This window comes from Rothia sp. HMSC069C04 (assembly GCF_001812895.1).
In the GTDB taxonomy this organism is placed as follows: domain Bacteria; phylum Actinomycetota; class Actinomycetes; order Actinomycetales; family Micrococcaceae; genus Rothia.
The window spans coordinates 115,238-131,273 of sequence record NZ_KV810755.1 but is presented as its reverse complement, the minus strand read 5'-3'; the positions used below and the strand labels follow the sequence as shown (position 1 = coordinate 131,273).

The following is a 16,036-nucleotide window of genomic DNA, read 5'->3' as shown; positions in this document are numbered from 1 at the left end:
GCCCCGCAAACACGGGACGGAGTGCACATCGTAGTATGAACAGACTAGTTCAAATCAAGAATATCTGCCACAGCAACCACGTCGAAGGGAGCCTTAGTCGGCTCAACCTTCACGCCGTTCACAGCCTCAAGAGCCCACTGGGGGTCCTTCAGACCGTGACCGGTCACGGTGATGACGATGGTCTTACCCTCGGGAGCTTCACCGGCGCGGTGCTTCTTCAGCAGACCCGCAACACCGGCAGCCGAAGCCGGCTCAACGAAGACACCCTCGCGGGAAGACAGCCAGCGGTGCGCCTCCAGAATCTCCTCATCGGTGACAGCCTCAATCACGCCGCCGGACTCGTCACGAGCAGCTTCAGCCTTCTCCCACGATGCGGGGTTACCGATACGAATCGCGGTCGCAATGGTCTCCGGTGCCTCAATCGGGTGACCAGCAACGATCGGTGCAGCACCAGCAGCCTGGAAACCCCACATGATCGGACGCTTGGTCGCAACAGGCTCCAGAACCTCACCGTCACGGTTGGTGTAAGGCTCAGAGTACTCCTTGTAGCCCTTCCAGTACGCGGTGATGTTACCCGCGTTGCCAACCGGCAGCAGGTGGTAATCGGGAGCGTCACCCAGGGTGTCAACAACCTCGAACGAACCGGTCTTCTGACCCTCAATACGGTAAGGGTTAACCGAGTTCACCAGGAACACCGGGTAGTTCTCGCTGAGCTTGCGAGCAATCTCCAGGCAGTTATCGAAGTTGCCGTCAATCTGAATGATGTCAGCACCGTGAGCAATCGCCTGAGACAGCTTACCCATAGAAATCTTGCCGTCCGGAACCAGCACTGCACAGCGCATACCAGCCTGCAGAGCGTACGCAGCAGCCGAAGCGGAAGTGTTGCCGGTCGAAGCACACACAACAGCCTTCGCGCCGTCACGCTTAGCAGCGGTCATCGCGCTGGTCATACCGCGGTCCTTGAACGAACCGGTCGGGTTCATACCCTCAAACTTCAGGTAAACGGTGTTACCGGTCTCAGCAGACAGTGCCGGCGCGTGAATCAGCGGGGTACCGCCCTCGCCCAGGGTCACAGCCTTCACATCGTCTGCGAAGGGCAGACGGTCACGGTACTCATTGATAACGCCCTGCCACACGTGTGCCATTGGCTTCTCCTTCAATCTTGGCGCCCCGCCCGCCGGACCTCCCATAGGTCGGGCGCGGTAGCGGGTACGCGGGTTAGTTAGTGAGCGATGCACCCGCAAGCGAACATCGCACGTTTAGTGAGCGGCGCGTGCCGCACATAGATAATGCTTTTGAGCCTTAATGCTTCTCGGACTCCACGCGGATGACCGAGTTCACCTCACGCACAGTGTCCAGAGCATCAATCACAGCAATCGCACGGCGCAGATCAGAATCCTTCGCCGAGTGAGTCACCATACGAATCTGAGCCGCGCCCTCCTTCGGGGTGGACTGACGCAGAGAATCAACAGAAATACCGTGCTCGGCAAGGATACGGGTAATATTCGCCAGAACGCCCAGACGGTCCTCCACCAGAACACCCACCGAGTAGCGAGAAATCACGTTATCCAGGCTAGTTGCGTGCAACTGAGCGTGAGAAGTCTCCGGAACACCGGGACCGCCCAGCACCAGGCGACGAGCCAAAGACACAAAGTCACCCAGAACAGCCGAAGCAGTCGGAGCGCCACCCGCACCGGGACCGTAGAACATCAGCTCGCCAGCGTTCTCCGCCTCAACGAACACAGCGTTGAACGCACCGTGCACACCAGCCAGCGGGTGCTGACGCGGAATCAGGGTCGGGTTCACGCGAATGTTCGCGCCGTCCGCACCCTCGCGCTCACAAATGGCCAGCAGCTTGATGACGTAACCATCAGCATCCGCAGCCGCAACATCATCAGCGGTGATGGAGGTAATGCCTTCAGTGTGCACATCATCGATGGTGAAGTCAGAGTGGAACGCCAGCGAAGCAACAATCGCAGCCTTCGACGCGGCATCGTGGCCCTCAACGTCAGCGGTCGGGTCAGCCTCCGCGTAGCCGAGCTTCTGAGCCTCAGCCAGTGCGTCCGCGAAGGATGCGCCGGTGGTGTCCATCTGATCAAGAATGTAGTTGGTGGTGCCGTTCATGATGCCCAGAACGCGGGTCACACGGTCACCAGCCAGGGAGTCACGCAGGGGGCGCAGAATCGGGATAGCACCCGCAACAGCAGCCTCGTAAGAGAGCTGAGCACCGGACTCATCAGCGGCAGCCTGCAGCTCCACGCCGTGCTTAGCCAGCAGCGCCTTGTTGCCGGAGACCACGGACTTACCCGCCTTCAGAGCACGCAGAATGCGGGTGCGAGCCGGCTCAATACCGCCGGTCAGCTCGATGACCACATCCGCCGCATCAATCAGGGATTCAGCGTCAGTGGTGTACAGCGAGGGGTCCGCATTCCAGTGGCGGGATGCATTAGTATCGCGCACAGCAATACCGATCAACTCCACGGGGGCGCCAATGCGCTTTTCAAGGACGGCGTTATCCTCGACCAGGATGCGAGCAGCCTGGGAACCGACATTACCGGCACCGAGCAGTGCTACTTTGATCTTTTCAGCCACGATAGTCTCTTTCTACGGTCTGTTCCGGGTTCGCCCCGGTATCTCTTCGGGCTACGGTGTGGATGCGGCGCAGAGCACGCACTCAACAACCACTTTATCAAGAGCCGGGGACGGCTCAGCAGCCTCAAGCTGCGACTTTTACTCTCTGAGATGAGGTATCCCTCACAGTGATGAGGTGAACCTTATCTTCTGTCATGTTGTGAACGCACAAAACCGTGAAGACCCCACCCGCAACCGCCACCTCACGGCGTCCATGGCAGAGACGGGAACTTCACGGCTTTTCATGATGTCAGAATGGGTTCTTAGATATCCGTTCTTAGATATCCGAACCCATATCCAGCGCCAACATATCCTCCTCACGCTGACGACGAATCATCACGCGAGAAGGCTTACCCTCAGCAGTGGCAATCACCGGCGGGCGAGTCAAGAAGTTATAGTTCGAACCCAGCACATAGCAGTACGCGCCGGTCGCCGGAACCGCCAAAATATCGCCAGCCTGCAGGTCAGCAGGCAGGTAGCAGTAACGAACCACCACATCGCCAGACTCGCAGTGCTTACCCACCACGCGAGAGAGCACCTGCTCCCCCGCCGGGGCACGATTCGCCAGGGTCACCGAATAATCCGATTCGTACAGCACCGGGCGGGCATTATCGCTCATACCGCCATCCACCGAAACGTAGCGGCGCACGCGAATCTCGCCGTTCTCGTCCTCAATGCTCACGTTCTTAATGGTGCCGACCGTGTACAGGGTCGCACCCGAAGGACCAGAAATGGAGCGGCCCGGCTCAAACGACATATGCGGAATCGCCATGCCCAGGCTCTCACAGGTTGCCGCGACGGAAGCGGCAATCGACTCGGTCACCTCGGTAATGGAGCGGGGGTGATCCGCCTCGGTGTAGCCGATGCCGTAGCCACCACCCAGGTCCAGCTCCGGCAGGGTCACGCCCAGGTCACGGTTGAGGCGGTTCATGAACTCCAGGGCGGTAGTAGCCGCCTGCTCAAAGCCCTCCGCCTCAAAAATCTGCGAACCAATATGGCAGTGAATACCGCGGAAATCCAGGGAATCGGTCGCGTTCAGAATCGCGGCTGCCAGAGCCGCGTAAGAATCGGTAGCCTCAACACCCCAGTGCTCCAGCTCCTCCTCATCCAGACCAGCAAGCGCGGCGGTGCCGGGCTGCAGGGACATGCCGAACTTCTGATCCTCGTGCGCGGTCGCAATGGATTCGTGGGTCGAGGCATGCACGCCGGGGGTGATGCGAATCAGCACCGGAACCGGGGCGTACGGCTCCTCGCCCTCAGCCACACGCTCGGCGGCAAGCTCGGCGTACACGCGCTCAATGAGCTTGAGCTCGTCCACCGAGTCAGCCACCACGCGGCCCAGGCCGTTGCGGATCGCGCGGGCAATCTCAGCCTCCGACTTGTTATTACCGTGCAGGGCGATATTCGCACCGGGCACCTGCGCGCGCAGAGCCAACGCCAACTCACCACCGGAGGCGGTATCCAGGCACAGCCCCTCCTCGGTCGCCCAGCGCGCCACAGCGGTAGACAGGAACGACTTACCGGCGTAGTAAACGCTCACCTTCGCACCGTGCGCGGCGAAAGCCTGCTCAAAAGCGGTGCGGTAGGCGCGGGCGCGGGCGCGGAAGGTCGTCTCGGAGAAGACGTACTGCGGGGTTTCGTGCTCAGCAACCAGGTCGCTGACGGTCACGCCATCAATGCAGAGCTCGCCCTGATTATTGCGGGTAAAGGAATCCGTCCAGATCGTGCGGGACAGGGCCTCGGGGCGCTCGGGGTAGGTGAGCCATTCGGGGGCGTAGAGGGCGCGGGCTTCGCTCATCGTATCTCTTTCTTAGCTATCTTGCCGGCATACGCTCAACCCCCGCCCCGGTAGCACCGGGTCGGGGGTTGAAACGAGAGTATTACATGCGCTCGGGTGCGCTCACACCCAGCAGGTTCAGGCCGTTAGCCAGCACCTGCTGTGCCGCGTTGTTCAGCAGCAGGCGGGTACGGTGCAGGTCGGTGACCTCTTCATCCGCCTTGGGGGTGACGCGGGAGACACCGTACCAGCTGTGGTACGCCGAAGCGAGCTGCTCCAGGTAGCGGTTCACGCGGTGCGGCTCGTAGAACTTCGCGGCATCACGCACAGCAGCGGGGAACTGGCCGAGTACAGCCAGCAGCTCGCCGTCAGCAGCCGAGTCGAGCAGGGAGGTGTCCACACCGTCCTCAACCTTCACGCCAGCCTCCGCGGCGTTACGTGCCACAGCGGCGGTACGTGCGTGAGCGTACTGCACGTAGTAGACCGGGTTCTCGTTGCTCTTGGAAGTCAGCAGGCCCAGGTCAATGTCGATGGGGGTGTCCACCGAGTAGCGGGTCAGCTCGTAGCGGGCTGCGTCAACGCCCACAGCTTCGACCAGGTCCTCGAGGGTGACCACGGTGCCAGCACGCTTGGACATGCGGACGGGCTTGCCGTCCTTGACCAGGTTTACCAGCTGACCGATCATGACCTCAATCTGGTCGGCGCGGTAACCAAGAATCTGGGCGATAGCCTTCAGACGGCCCACGTAGCCGCTGTGGTCAGCGCCGAGCATATAAATCGCCACGTCAGCGGGGTTTACTGCACGGGTCATCTTGTCCTGGTAGTAGGCGATATCACCCGCCACGTAGGCGTGGTTGCCGTCAGACTTGATGACCACGCGGTCCTTATCATCGCCGTAGTCGGTGGTGCGCATCCACCATGCACCGTCAGCTTCGAAGAGCTGGCCGTTCTCGCGCATGGTCTCAAGCAGGGCGTCCACCTTGCCGCCTTCGAACACGGAGTTCTCGTGGAAGAACACGTCAAAGTGAGTACCGAATGCCGCCAGGGACTCCTTGATCTGATCGAACATCAGGTGAGTACCGATTTCGCGGAAAATCTCTTCGGGGTTCTCAGCCTCAAGCGCGTCGGGGCGCTGAGCCAGAATCTGGTCCTTAATGTCAACAATGTACGCGCCAGCGTAGCCGTCCTCGGGGGTCTCCTCACCGCGAGCAGCGGCAATCAGGGACCGCACGAAACGGTCAATCTGGGTACCGTGGTCGTTGAAGTAGTATTCACGCACGACGTTAGCGCCCTCAGCCTCAAGGACGCGGGCGAGCGCATCACCGACGGCAGCCCAGCGGGTACCGCCCAGGTGGATGGGGCCGGTGGGGTTCGCGGAGACGAACTCAAGGTTAATGGTCTTACCGGCGAACTTGTCGCTGCGGCCGTATGCTTCACCAGCCTCAACGATGGTGGCGGCAAGCTCACCGGCAGCTGCGGCGTCCAGGGTGATGTTCAGGAAGCCGGGGCCAGCAATATCTACGGATGCAACACCGGGGATGGCGCTAATCTTCTCTGCCAGAAGAGCTGCTGCCTCACGCGGGTTCTTGCCCACCTTCTTGGCGAGCTGCAGAGCGACGTTGGTTGCCCAGTCGCCGTGTTCGCGGGACTTGGGGCGCTCCACTCGGACGGCGGGCAGTTCAGCGCCCTCCACGAGGGTCAGCTGGCCGGAGGAAATGGTTTCTTCAAGGGCAAGCGCAATGGCTTCGGAGAGTTCTTCAGGAGTCATAACAAACTATTCTAGCAAGCCTTGGCAGGCGCCTGACCCTTTATCTAGTGCATATCTGATACCATAGGTGGGTTGCCTCTGTAGCTCAGCGGATTAGAGCACCAGTTTCCGGTACTGGGGGTCGAAGGTTCGAATCCTTTCAGGGGCACGATGTTCTTATTCGAGAGGGAACACGGGAGCCGATATCCGAGGCGTATTGTTCGGGTATCGGCTCCTTTTTATTTAGCGGCCATGCTGGGCAGCTCCCTCTTCAACTTCAGAGGGTGGACACTACCCTCCTGCCTGTTGTGGCAACGCTCGCACCCTTGAGAGAATAGGGAAACGCGCACACTGTTCAACTCAACCCGAACTTTAAGCCACAACAGCGGAGGTAAACCCGTGACCACCATGCGCCAGATTCAGCTCACCGAATGGGGCGACGAAAGCGTTCTGCACGAAGCAAACGTGCCTATCCCCGCCCCGGTGCGCGGTCACGTGCTCGTCAAGACGGTTGCCGCCGGTGTGAACCCGATTGACCTGACCACCCGCAAGGGTCTGGGCCCCGCAGCTCAGCTTGCCGACCCGTCGTACAAGCCGTTCGTTCCCGGTTGGGATGTTGCCGGCACCGTGGTTGCCACCGCTGGTGACTACACGGGTTTCAAGGTGGGCGACGGCGTTTTCGGTCTGGTGTCTTTCCCCGCCCCCGCAGGCGCGTACGCCGAGTATGTGCTTGCCCCGGCACATCAGCTGGTGAAGGTGCCCGCCGATGTTCCCTGCGCGCAGTTGGGCGGCGCTCCCCTGGCGGCGCTGACCGCATACCAGGCGCTCTTCGAAGTGGCGCGATTGAAGGAAGGTGAGCGCGTGCTCATTCACGCCGGTGCCGGAGGTGTCGGTCATCTCGCCGTTCAGTTGGCTGCGCAGGCTGGCGCTCAGGTTTTTGCGACCGCCTCCGCGGCGAACCACGAGTTTGTGCGCTCTTTGGGTGCCCAGCCCATTGATTACCGCACCGAGGATTTCCGCGCCGTACTGGGCCAGACCATGGACGTGGTGCTCAATTCCACCGGTCAGCAGACTTTCCTCGATTCGCTGGAGGTGCTGGTTCCCGGCGGCCGCATTGTCACCCTGACCAGCCCCGACCCGCTGGATGTTGCGCGTGAGCGCGGCTTCGAGGCGCAGTGGCTGACGGTTCACCCGGACCGCACGCAGATGCAGGAGATTGCCCGCCTCATGTCCTTGGGCCTGTTGAAGGTGCACGTGGATCAGGTGCTTGATTTTTCGCAGGCTGCGCAGGCTCACGCCCTGGTTGCGACGGGTCGCACCCGCGGCAAGATCGTGCTGGTTCCCTAACGCGGCGCTGATTCATGCAGACTTCTGAGAACGCGCCGACCGTTGAGAATACCGATTACCGCTCTGGTTTTTACCGCGAGGCGGGCTTTTACGATGCCCACTCGCTACCCGACTATGGCGCGCAGTCGCCGGTAACTCGCGAGGCGTTCGCCTACGACTTCTTCCCCGCGACCGAGGATATCTCTTCCCCCGCGCCACTGCTGGTGTGGGTTCACGGTGGCGCCTGGCGCTTCGGCACCAACCAGGCCCTACGCGACACTATCCTGCGCACCCCTGGCGGGGAGCAGCCCAACACCCAGGCGCTCATGCGCACCGCTTTTCAGCAGGCAGGCTGGGCGGTCGCGTCCATCAACTACCGGTATTCGCATCAGGCACTCTTCCCGGGTGCCCTGCACGATGTGAAGGAGGCGGTGCGTTTCTTCCGCGCCAACGCGCACGAATTCGGTATTGATCCGCAGCGCATTGCGGTAGCGGGCGGAAGCGCCGGCGGGCACCTGAGCATGATGGTTGCGCATACGGGAGATTCCGCCGCCGGTGACTCTGTATTTGGGGAGTCTGCGAGCATACCCGAGCACGCCAAGCACGACGAATACTTCGAGGGCAGGGCGGCAAGCGCCTACCCGTCCCATAGTTCGCAGGTGGCGGCGGCGGCTTCGTTTTACGGGGTCAGCGATTTGAGGACCATCTTCACCGATCGCCCTCTGGCTGGCTACGCCCTCGATCATCCCGAGGATGATGGCGCCGAATGGCGACTGCTGGGAAGCACCTACCCCGTACCCGCAGATGTGTCTACTATCGACGCGTCCAAGGGTGAGCGGGCGGTTCCCGGTGTCTGCATCGAGCGCGCCCAAAAGAACTGGGAGCGTGCGCATCCTATTGATGCGGTACGCCCCCAGAAACGAGTGAATAAGGTCGAAAGTGCCTCTGCACAGGGTGCGAGCGGCGGTGCCACTGCCCTCATGCTCGTGCACGGTATTAGTGATTCGTGTGTGCCGTACCAGCAATCGGTGCGGGTGTATCAGGCGCTGCGCACGCGGCAGGTGCCTACCGATTTGGTGCTGGTTCCGGATGCCGAACACGGGGATTCGCGCTGTTTTAGCCCCGATATTGTTCAGCAGATGCTGCAGTTCTTCAACCGTACTGTTTAGTTCAACCGCGCTTTCTAGAACCGCGCTGTCCGGTCTGGGTGATTGATCAGAAAGTAATCGACCAGATGCGGGTTTAGCGAACGCGGCGGTTCACGTATTCGTGCTCGAGGCGGTAACGTTCGAGGTCGTCAAAAGCAACGCGACGGTGCGTGTTAATGCGCTCGAACGGAATATCTCCGCGCTCCAGCAGGCGAACAACGGTCGGGCGGGATACGCCCAGGTAGTCTGCCGCCTCCTGCGTGGTCATGAGGCGGTCCTGGCGTACCACGCAGACGTCCTTACGGTCGGCGAATGCGCGCGCTACGGAGGTGAGGGGTCCGTACATTTCGGGGGAAATCTGTACGCGCTCGCCGTCGCCGGTGACCAGGTAGAGGGTTTCTTCGGCGCTGAGGCGGTCGAAGTGGGTGCGCAGACTCGCGTGAACGAGGGCTTGGAAGAGCTCTTCGCAGCGGTGGTGAATTTCTTCGTGCTGTCCGTCTTCGCAGCAATCCAACACTGCAACACGTGTTGCCGGGTACGTCTTTGGTGATGGCATAGTCACTCCTTCGTTACTGTGTTATTCACCACTGTAGCAGTTGAACGAAACTATCGAAAGAAAGTTAAGAAGCGCAGTTAATTCGCATCTACGGTGCATAAAATTCAGATGAATAATTATTAATTCTGTAGATAGCATTTGATGTCATTTATTATACATTAACTGCTCTCCTGGGGCCTGTATTCCCCCGCCGCCCACCCCGGGGTTCCCGCGAACAACCCCAAATATGACAAACAAAGCACACCCCAAGCCCACCGCGGGCAAGGCGAGTACACTGGATAGGATATGTCTGAGCAGAAATCCACGAAGAAACACGCAGATACTTCTAAGGCCCCCCGCACCGCCCCCACCATGGCGAGCATGGCCGCCGCAATCCACGCGGCAAAGGTACGAACCTCCGAAAAGACCGCAGAAAAAGCCGCTGGCAAGACCGCAACTACTGAGAACAACGCGGTAAAAAACGGCGCCCCAAAGAAGGGCGCACAGAAGAACAGTGCCCAGAAGAATAACGCAGACCGCAAGAACTCCTCCCGGGGCACCTCCGAACGCAACTCCAACGCCTCCCGCTCCAACCGACGCGCAGGCGGTCCCAACCGCGCCCGCAAGCAGGGCAACCAGCAGGGTATCCAGCAGGGCGATAACAAGGGCAACCAGCAGAACCGCCCGGCACCGCGCCGCTACGAGCCGCTCATTCCCGAGGTCATCACCTACCCTGAAGAGCTGCCCGTCAGCGAACGTCGCGAAGACATCATGAACGCGATCCGCGACAACCAGGTTGTCATCATCGCGGGTGAAACCGGCTCCGGTAAGACCACCCAGATCCCCAAAATGTGCCTCGACCTGGGCCTGGGAGAGAAGGGCCTCATCGGCCACACCCAGCCGCGCCGACTCGCCGCACGCTCCGTGGCCGAACGCATCGCCGAAGAACTCGGCCAGAAAATCGGCGAAACCGTCGGCTACCAGGTGCGATTCACCTCCGAAGTGGGCGAACACAGCGCTATCAAGCTCATGACCGACGGCATTCTGCTCGCCGAGATTCAGAACGACAAGCTGCTGCGCCGCTACTCCACCCTCATCATTGACGAGGCGCACGAACGCAGCCTGAACATTGACTTCATCCTCGGCTACCTCAAGCGCATCCTGCCGCAGCGCCCGGATCTGAAGGTCATCATCACCTCCGCGACCATCGACCCGGAGCGTTTCGCACGCCACTTCTCCCCCAGCTACGTGCCGGGCAAGGGCATCGTCGACGAAAACCTCAGCGCCGAAGAACGCGAAATCGCCGAAGCGATTCTGCCCGACGATGCGCCACCCATCATTGAGGTGTCCGGCCGAACCTACCCCGTGGAAATCCGCTACCGCCCCCTCGAAGGCGACGAGCTCTACCTGGATGACGAGGAAGTGGCCGAAGACCGCGACCCCACCGACGCGATTCTCGACGCCATCAAGGAGCTCTCCAAGGAGGCACCCGGAGATATCCTCATCTTCTTCTCCGGCGAGCGCGAAATCCGCGACGCCAAGGACGCCATCGAGGCAATGGTTCTCAAGTCACCGCGCCTGAACTACGAAGTGCTACCCCTGTACGCGCGCCTCTCGCTCGCCGAACAGCACCGCGTATTCTCCCCCGGATCGCGCCCGCGCATCGTGCTCGCCACGAACGTTGCCGAAACCTCGCTGACCGTACCCGGCATCAAGTACGTCATCGATACCGGCACCGCACGCATCTCCCGCTACTCGGCACGCACCAAGGTTCAGCGCCTGCCCATCGAACGCATCTCGCAGGCAAGCGCCAACCAGCGTTCCGGTCGATGCGGTCGAGTCAGCGACGGCGTCGCAATCCGCCTCTACTCTGAGGAAGACTTCAACTCACGCCCCGAGTTCACCGACCCCGAAATTCTGCGCACCAACCTCGCAGCCGTCATCCTGCAGATGATCGCAATCGGCGTGGTCCGCGAACCCGGCGACATCTCCCGCTTCCCGTTCGTGCAGCCGCCCGCATCCCGCGCCATCAATGACGGCGTGAACCTGCTGCGCGAACTCGGCGCGCTCACCGAACGCCCCCGCCAGCCCCGCAAGGGCCGCGGCAATAGCGCAACCCTCACCGCCATCGGCCGAGCCATGGCGGCATTCCCCGTGGACCCGCGCCTGGCCCGCATGATCATTGAAGGCGGCCGCCGCAACTGCGCCAAGGAAATGATGGTGCTCGCCGCCGCCCTGACCATCCAGGACCCGCGCGAACGCCCCGCCGATGTGCGCGCCGAAGCCGATGCGATGCACGCTCGCTTCGTCGACGACACCTCCGATTTCTCCTCCTTCCTGCTGCTCTGGGACTACATCAACGAGCAGCAGGCGGCGCTGTCCTCCTCGCAGCTACGCAAAATGTGCCACCGCGAATACATCAACTACCTGCGCATCCGCGAATGGCAGGACCTCTTCGCGCAGCTGCGCGAAATGGGACGCACCGCCAACATTCACGCCAGCGGCGGCAGGGACATCAATGCCTCCGCCCACGAAATCGACATCCACAAGAGCCTGCTCTCCGGCCTGCTCTCGCACGTGGGCGCCAAGGAAGAACGCGAAAAGGACTCCAAGGGACGCAACCGTGGCCCCCGCGAATACCTCGGCGCACGCGGCACCAAGTTCGCGATCTTCCCCGGCTCCGGCCTGTTCAAAAAGAGCCCCGACTGGGTGCTCTCCGCCGAACTCGTCGAAACCTCCCGCCTGTGGGCGCGCACCAACGCCTCCATCGACCCGCAGTGGATCGAAGAAATCGGCAAGCACCTCATCAGCGTGCAATACTCCGAACCGCACTGGTCCCTCAGCTCCGGCGCGGCAGTCGCCTACGCCAAGGGCACCCTCTTCGGTCTGACCATCTACGCCGACCGCCCCGTACAGTACGCCCGCGTAGACGCCGCCGCAGCCCGCGAACTGTTCATCCAGTCCGCCCTCGTCGAAGGCCAATGGCACACCCAGCACAAGTTCTACCTGCGCAACCAGCGCGCCCTCGCCGAGGTTGAAGAGCTTGAGGCACGCCTGCGCCGCCGCGACCTGCGCGTGGACGACTCCGTGCTCTTCGCCTTCTACGACGCACGCATCCCCGCCCACGTGACCGACGTGCGCGCCTTCGACAAGTGGTGGAAGCAGGCACGTCTCGAAGACGACAACTACCTGGACTTCAACCCCGAAAAGCTCATCAATGAGGAAGCCGCCGACTACGACGACTCGCAGTTCCCCCGCCAGTGGGTGCAGCGCACCGACAGCGGCGAACTCACCCTGGACCTGCGCTACGAATACGCCCCCACCGCAGGTGTAGGAGGCGCCCGCACCGAAGCCGCCAAGCGCGACGGTGTGGCCGTGCAGGTGCCGATTCTCTTCCTCAACCAGCTGAGCCACGAACCGTTCCGCTGGCAGATCCCCGGCCTGCGCCACGAGCTCGTGACCGCGCTCATCAAGTCGCTGCCCAAGGCGATTCGACGCAACTTCGTGCCCGCACCCGACGTGGCGCGCGCCGCCTGCGCCGCCCTCGAGGAAGACTACTCCCCCGCAACCGACGAGCTGCTCCCCTCCCTGGCACTCGTACTACGCCGCCTGCGCGGCGTCGTTGTCGAGCCCGAGGCCTTCAACTGGGACGCCGTGCCCGAGCACCTGAAGATGGGCTTCCAGGTGCGCAACGCCCGCAACAAAATCCTGGGTGAGGGCAAGGACCTGCGAGCCCTGCAGCAGCAGCTACACAAGGAGATTCGCAGCGCCCTCGCCGACTCGCTCGGTGCATCCGACGAGGCCATGGCGAAGATGGTTGCGCTCGCGCAGGGTGGATCAGGCAACTCAGGCGGCTCGGGCAACTCGGGTGGCTCCGCTCGTCCGGGCAGCGCAAAGGGCGCGAAGAACCCGGCGAAGGGCACCCAGGCCGAGGCGGGTGCATCCGGCGGAGTACGCGAGGTCACCGGCCTCACTGCCTTCCCCGCCGACCTCTTCCCCAACGGAGAAATCCCCCGCAAGGTACAGCGTGTCATCGCGACCCAGGCGGTTAACGGCTACCCCGCTCTCGTGGACGAAGGCTCTAGCGTGGGTCTGCGCATCTTCCCCACCGAAGCAGAGCAGCTGCACGCGCAGCGTCGCGGCATCATCCGCCTGCTCCAACTGCAGGTGCCCTCGCCCGTACGCTACGTGAGCGAACACCTCTCTCACAAGGAGAAAATCGTCTTCACGCAGAACCCGCACGGCTCCATCGACGAACTCATCCGCGACTGCACCGTCGCGGCACTCGACCACCTCGTGCCGCACACCCCCATCTTCACTCACACCGAATACAGCGAACTCTACGAGCACGTGCGTGCCGAACTCATCGAGACGGTCTTCGACGTCACCAAGCTCGTCGCCGAAATCCTCTCCGAAGCCACCGCGCTGAAGAAGGCAATCAAGAAGGCCACCTCGCTGACGACCATGCACGCCGTCTCCGACGTGAAGGCACAGATGGAGAACCTGGTCTACCCCGGGTTCGTGGCGCAGACCGGCTACGATCAGCTGGTTCACCTGCCGCGTTACCTGAAGGCCGCCCAGGTGCGCCTGACGAAGCTCGGCCCGAACCTACACCGCGACAACCAGCTGATGCTCACGGTGCAGGATCTTGAGGATTCCTACGATAACGCGGTCAAGTCGCTGCCGGCCGGCACCATCGTGCCGGATGCGCTCCGCCGCGTGAACTGGATGATTGAGGAGCTGCGCGTCAGTTTCTTCGCCCAGGAGCTCGGTACCGCCTACACGGTGTCTGAGAAGCGCATTGCGAAGGCTCAGCGTGAGGCGCTGGACGCCATCAAACGCTAGCTTGTGAGATTACGTCTTGTGCGGATGGCGGTGTTCGTCCTCGCTCCTACTCAGGTGTAGGTGCGCCGCATGTTTCCTCCGCGCCTACGCAGGGGCACCCGTCACCCGGACGCTCCGTCCTCTCCTTGCTTCGCTGCGGAGAGCGTCCGGGTTGACACCCTGAGGGCGCTTCCGGAAAACACGGCTGCACCTGCAGCACAAGCAAAGAGCCCCCACACGAGGTAATCGTGTGGGGGCTCTTTGCCGTTCACAGCGCAAGCTAAGCCGGGAACCTAGCGCGGAAAGGCGGTGTCGTCCGTAGCGACATCAGGGTGCCCGAGCTCTGCGAGGGCGGGTGCCCCTGTAGGAGCGAGGACGAACACCGCCTCTCAGCGGGAGAAGCGTTTAGGCAGCCGCCTCGCAGAAAGTTACCGTCACCGAACCGTTACCGCGCTCGCGCATCCACTGCGGCGCGTTCTCAGCCGAAACGATGGAGCCATCAGTCACGGACGGGGCGATGTACGAGCCGCCCGCGCCACCGGCGCCGCCCTGCATCGTGTAGCCCAGGCCCTGGCGCACACCGGTCGGGCTGTTCAGCCACTTCTGGATCAGCACAATCGAGGAAACGGACTGTGCCGCGCCGGAACCGCCGCCTCCGTAACCTGCGCCGCCACCGCCGGACACCACGGACTGGTAGCCGTTGAAGTTCTGCGCGTACGCACCCTCATCGTTGTAGATGTCCAGGTCCCAGCTGCGGTCCTCGTAGGTGCCCTTCTCGTGCACGCTGGCGGGGTTCTCATCCAGCTGGTAGGAGTATGCGCCCGCACCATCGCCGCCGTTGCCCGCGAAGCCGCTCGTGCCCGCGTTACCGGCAACAAACTGGCTGAATAGCACCTGGTTGTTGGTGGTTTCAAAGCCGATGATGGGGCCGCTAGCCGGCAGAGTGCCTGCCGCGCCGCCTGCACCGCCTATACCCGCTGCGCCGCCGAAGCCGGAGTTGTAGGTCAGGACCTTGGAACGTTCCGCATTGTAGACTTCGTAGCCGGGGGTGCCGTTGGAGCCCGCCGCTGCGGAGGCGCTACCCGCCGCATCGAACTGCGGGGATGCGTCCGAGCCGAGGGGCGCCACACCGGCGTCGATCTGGCCGTTGAAGTTGGAGTACCAGGGGTCTGCGTAGGACACGGCGGAGGTGGTCATGCCCGCGCCGCCACCGCCGCCTGCTACAGCTACGACGACGCCGTCGATGAGCAGCGCGGAGGAGCCGCCGCCGGATGCAGCGTACACCTGGCTCTTGGAGTTTGCCGGGTCCGCATACTTGGCGTCGACCTGCGCGGTGATGGTGGCGGGGATGGTGTAGGCGGGTACGGAGCCGCCGTTGCCGTATCCTTCACCACCTGCGGTGGGGGTGAGGGAGCCGTCACCGATACCGCCTGCCGCGGCGATAATCTGCACGGTGGAGCCGGGGGTGACGGGGACGATGCCGCTGACCTTCGCGCCGGAGCCGGCGGGGGTCATACGATTGTTGGTGCCGCCCGCGCCGCCGACCAGTTCAAAGTGGAGCTTGTGGACATTGTCGGGCACTGCGAAGGTCTGCACGGTCTTGGTGCCTTCTTCGGTGCCGGAGATGTTGTACGCCGGGTGTGCGGCGAGGGTGCAGTCGTTGGTTGCGGCGACGGATGCCGCGTAGGAGGGGATGGTTGCGGAGGCGGCGACGACGGGTGCCGCCCAGGCTGCACCGGCGACGAGCTTGCGGCGGGTCAGAGATGTAGACATGGTATGCCCTTTATTCGGGTGGGGTGATGTGTTTGTGGCGCGGATGCGGGAGCCTGCAGGCCTGCGCCCGGACGCCGAGGAAAAGCATACCTTGAACCTCAGCTTTAACATAAATCCCTGGCTAGCCCACTGTGCGGGAGCTTTAGGACACCTCGCGCCGCTCCTTTCCTGCGCTCCTGCAGGGGAACCCACCACACCCGGACGCTCCGCTTCTCCTTGCTTCGCTGCGGAGAGCGCCCGGGCGGGCACCCTGATGTCGCTTTCGGAAGGTGCGG

General features: G+C 62.4%; 9 protein-coding genes and 1 tRNA gene. 4 read left to right on the top strand and 6 right to left on the bottom strand.

Annotated features, from left to right (window positions below):
• Nucleotides 1–44: 44 nt before the first annotated feature.
• The 4 genes from thrC to argS form a co-directional block, all read right to left on the bottom strand.
• On the bottom strand, nt 45–1,145 hold the full coding sequence (gene thrC, locus HMPREF2879_RS07400) for a threonine synthase (protein ID WP_070635157.1): 1,101 nt from the start codon (nt 1,143–1,145) through the stop codon (nt 45–47).
• A gap of 157 nt (nt 1,146–1,302) precedes the next feature.
• On the bottom strand, nt 1,303–2,592 hold the full coding sequence (locus HMPREF2879_RS07395) for a homoserine dehydrogenase (protein ID WP_070616553.1): 1,290 nt from the start codon (nt 2,590–2,592) through the stop codon (nt 1,303–1,305).
• A 316-nt stretch (nt 2,593–2,908) separates the two neighbouring features.
• Nucleotides 2,909–4,429 (bottom strand): diaminopimelate decarboxylase family protein, encoded by a 1,521-nt coding sequence (locus tag HMPREF2879_RS07390; RefSeq protein ID WP_070635156.1) that lies wholly within the window; start codon nt 4,427–4,429, stop codon nt 2,909–2,911.
• An 82-nt stretch (nt 4,430–4,511) separates the two neighbouring features.
• Complete coding sequence (gene argS / locus HMPREF2879_RS07385; protein WP_070635155.1) at nt 4,512–6,176, bottom strand: arginine--tRNA ligase; 1,665 nt, start codon at nt 6,174–6,176, stop codon at nt 4,512–4,514.
• Nucleotides 6,177–6,250: 74 nt separating this feature from the next.
• On the opposite strand from argS, the gene HMPREF2879_RS07380 reads away from it, so the two are divergent.
• The 3 genes from HMPREF2879_RS07380 to HMPREF2879_RS07370 all read left to right on the top strand — a co-directional run bounded on the left by HMPREF2879_RS07380 (nt 6,251) and on the right by HMPREF2879_RS07370 (nt 8,650).
• Nucleotides 6,251–6,324, top strand: a tRNA-Arg gene (locus tag HMPREF2879_RS07380).
• 239 nt (nt 6,325–6,563) lie between these two features.
• On the top strand, nt 6,564–7,502 hold the full coding sequence (locus HMPREF2879_RS07375) for an NADP-dependent oxidoreductase (protein WP_239669225.1): 939 nt from the start codon (nt 6,564–6,566) through the stop codon (nt 7,500–7,502).
• Between the two features lie 14 nt (nt 7,503–7,516).
• The gene (locus HMPREF2879_RS07370) at nt 7,517–8,650 is read left to right on the top strand and encodes an alpha/beta hydrolase (RefSeq protein ID WP_246822933.1); all 1,134 of its coding nucleotides are present in this window, start codon (nt 7,517–7,519) and stop codon (nt 8,648–8,650) included.
• Between the two features lie 73 nt (nt 8,651–8,723).
• Here the strand turns inward: HMPREF2879_RS07370 and HMPREF2879_RS07365 are convergent, their stop codons facing one another.
• A complete protein-coding gene (locus HMPREF2879_RS07365; RefSeq protein ID WP_005506503.1) occupies nt 8,724–9,185 on the bottom strand; it encodes a helix-turn-helix domain-containing protein in 462 nt (153 codons plus the stop codon).
• A gap of 285 nt (nt 9,186–9,470) precedes the next feature.
• Between HMPREF2879_RS07365 and hrpA the strand changes: the two genes are divergently transcribed.
• Nucleotides 9,471–14,009, top strand: coding sequence for an ATP-dependent RNA helicase HrpA (gene hrpA / locus HMPREF2879_RS07360; protein ID WP_070635154.1), 4,539 nt, complete (start codon nt 9,471–9,473; stop codon nt 14,007–14,009).
• Nucleotides 14,010–14,393: 384 nt separating this feature from the next.
• On the opposite strand, the gene HMPREF2879_RS07355 is transcribed toward hrpA, so the two are convergent.
• The gene (locus tag HMPREF2879_RS07355) at nt 14,394–15,761 is read right to left on the bottom strand and encodes a hypothetical protein (protein ID WP_049350338.1); all 1,368 of its coding nucleotides are present in this window, start codon (nt 15,759–15,761) and stop codon (nt 14,394–14,396) included.
• Nucleotides 15,762–16,036: the final 275 nt, after the last annotated feature.

Coding starts and splice junctions, on each gene's coding strand:
- thrC (WP_070635157.1), bottom strand. CDS start 1,145: ATGGCACACGTGTGGCAGGGCGTTATCAATGAGTACCGTGACCGTCTG.
- HMPREF2879_RS07390 (WP_070635156.1), bottom strand. CDS start 4,429: ATGAGCGAAGCCCGCGCCCTCTACGCCCCCGAATGGCTCACCTACCCC.
- argS (WP_070635155.1), bottom strand. CDS start 6,176: ATGACTCCTGAAGAACTCTCCGAAGCCATTGCGCTTGCCCTTGAAGAA.
- HMPREF2879_RS07375 (WP_239669225.1), top strand. CDS start 6,564: ATGCGCCAGATTCAGCTCACCGAATGGGGCGACGAAAGCGTTCTGCAC.
- HMPREF2879_RS07370 (WP_246822933.1), top strand. CDS start 7,517: ATGCAGACTTCTGAGAACGCGCCGACCGTTGAGAATACCGATTACCGC.
- HMPREF2879_RS07365 (WP_005506503.1), bottom strand. CDS start 9,185: ATGCCATCACCAAAGACGTACCCGGCAACACGTGTTGCAGTGTTGGAT.
- hrpA (WP_070635154.1), top strand. CDS start 9,471: ATGTCTGAGCAGAAATCCACGAAGAAACACGCAGATACTTCTAAGGCC.
- HMPREF2879_RS07355 (WP_049350338.1), bottom strand. CDS start 15,761: ATGTCTACATCTCTGACCCGCCGCAAGCTCGTCGCCGGTGCAGCCTGG.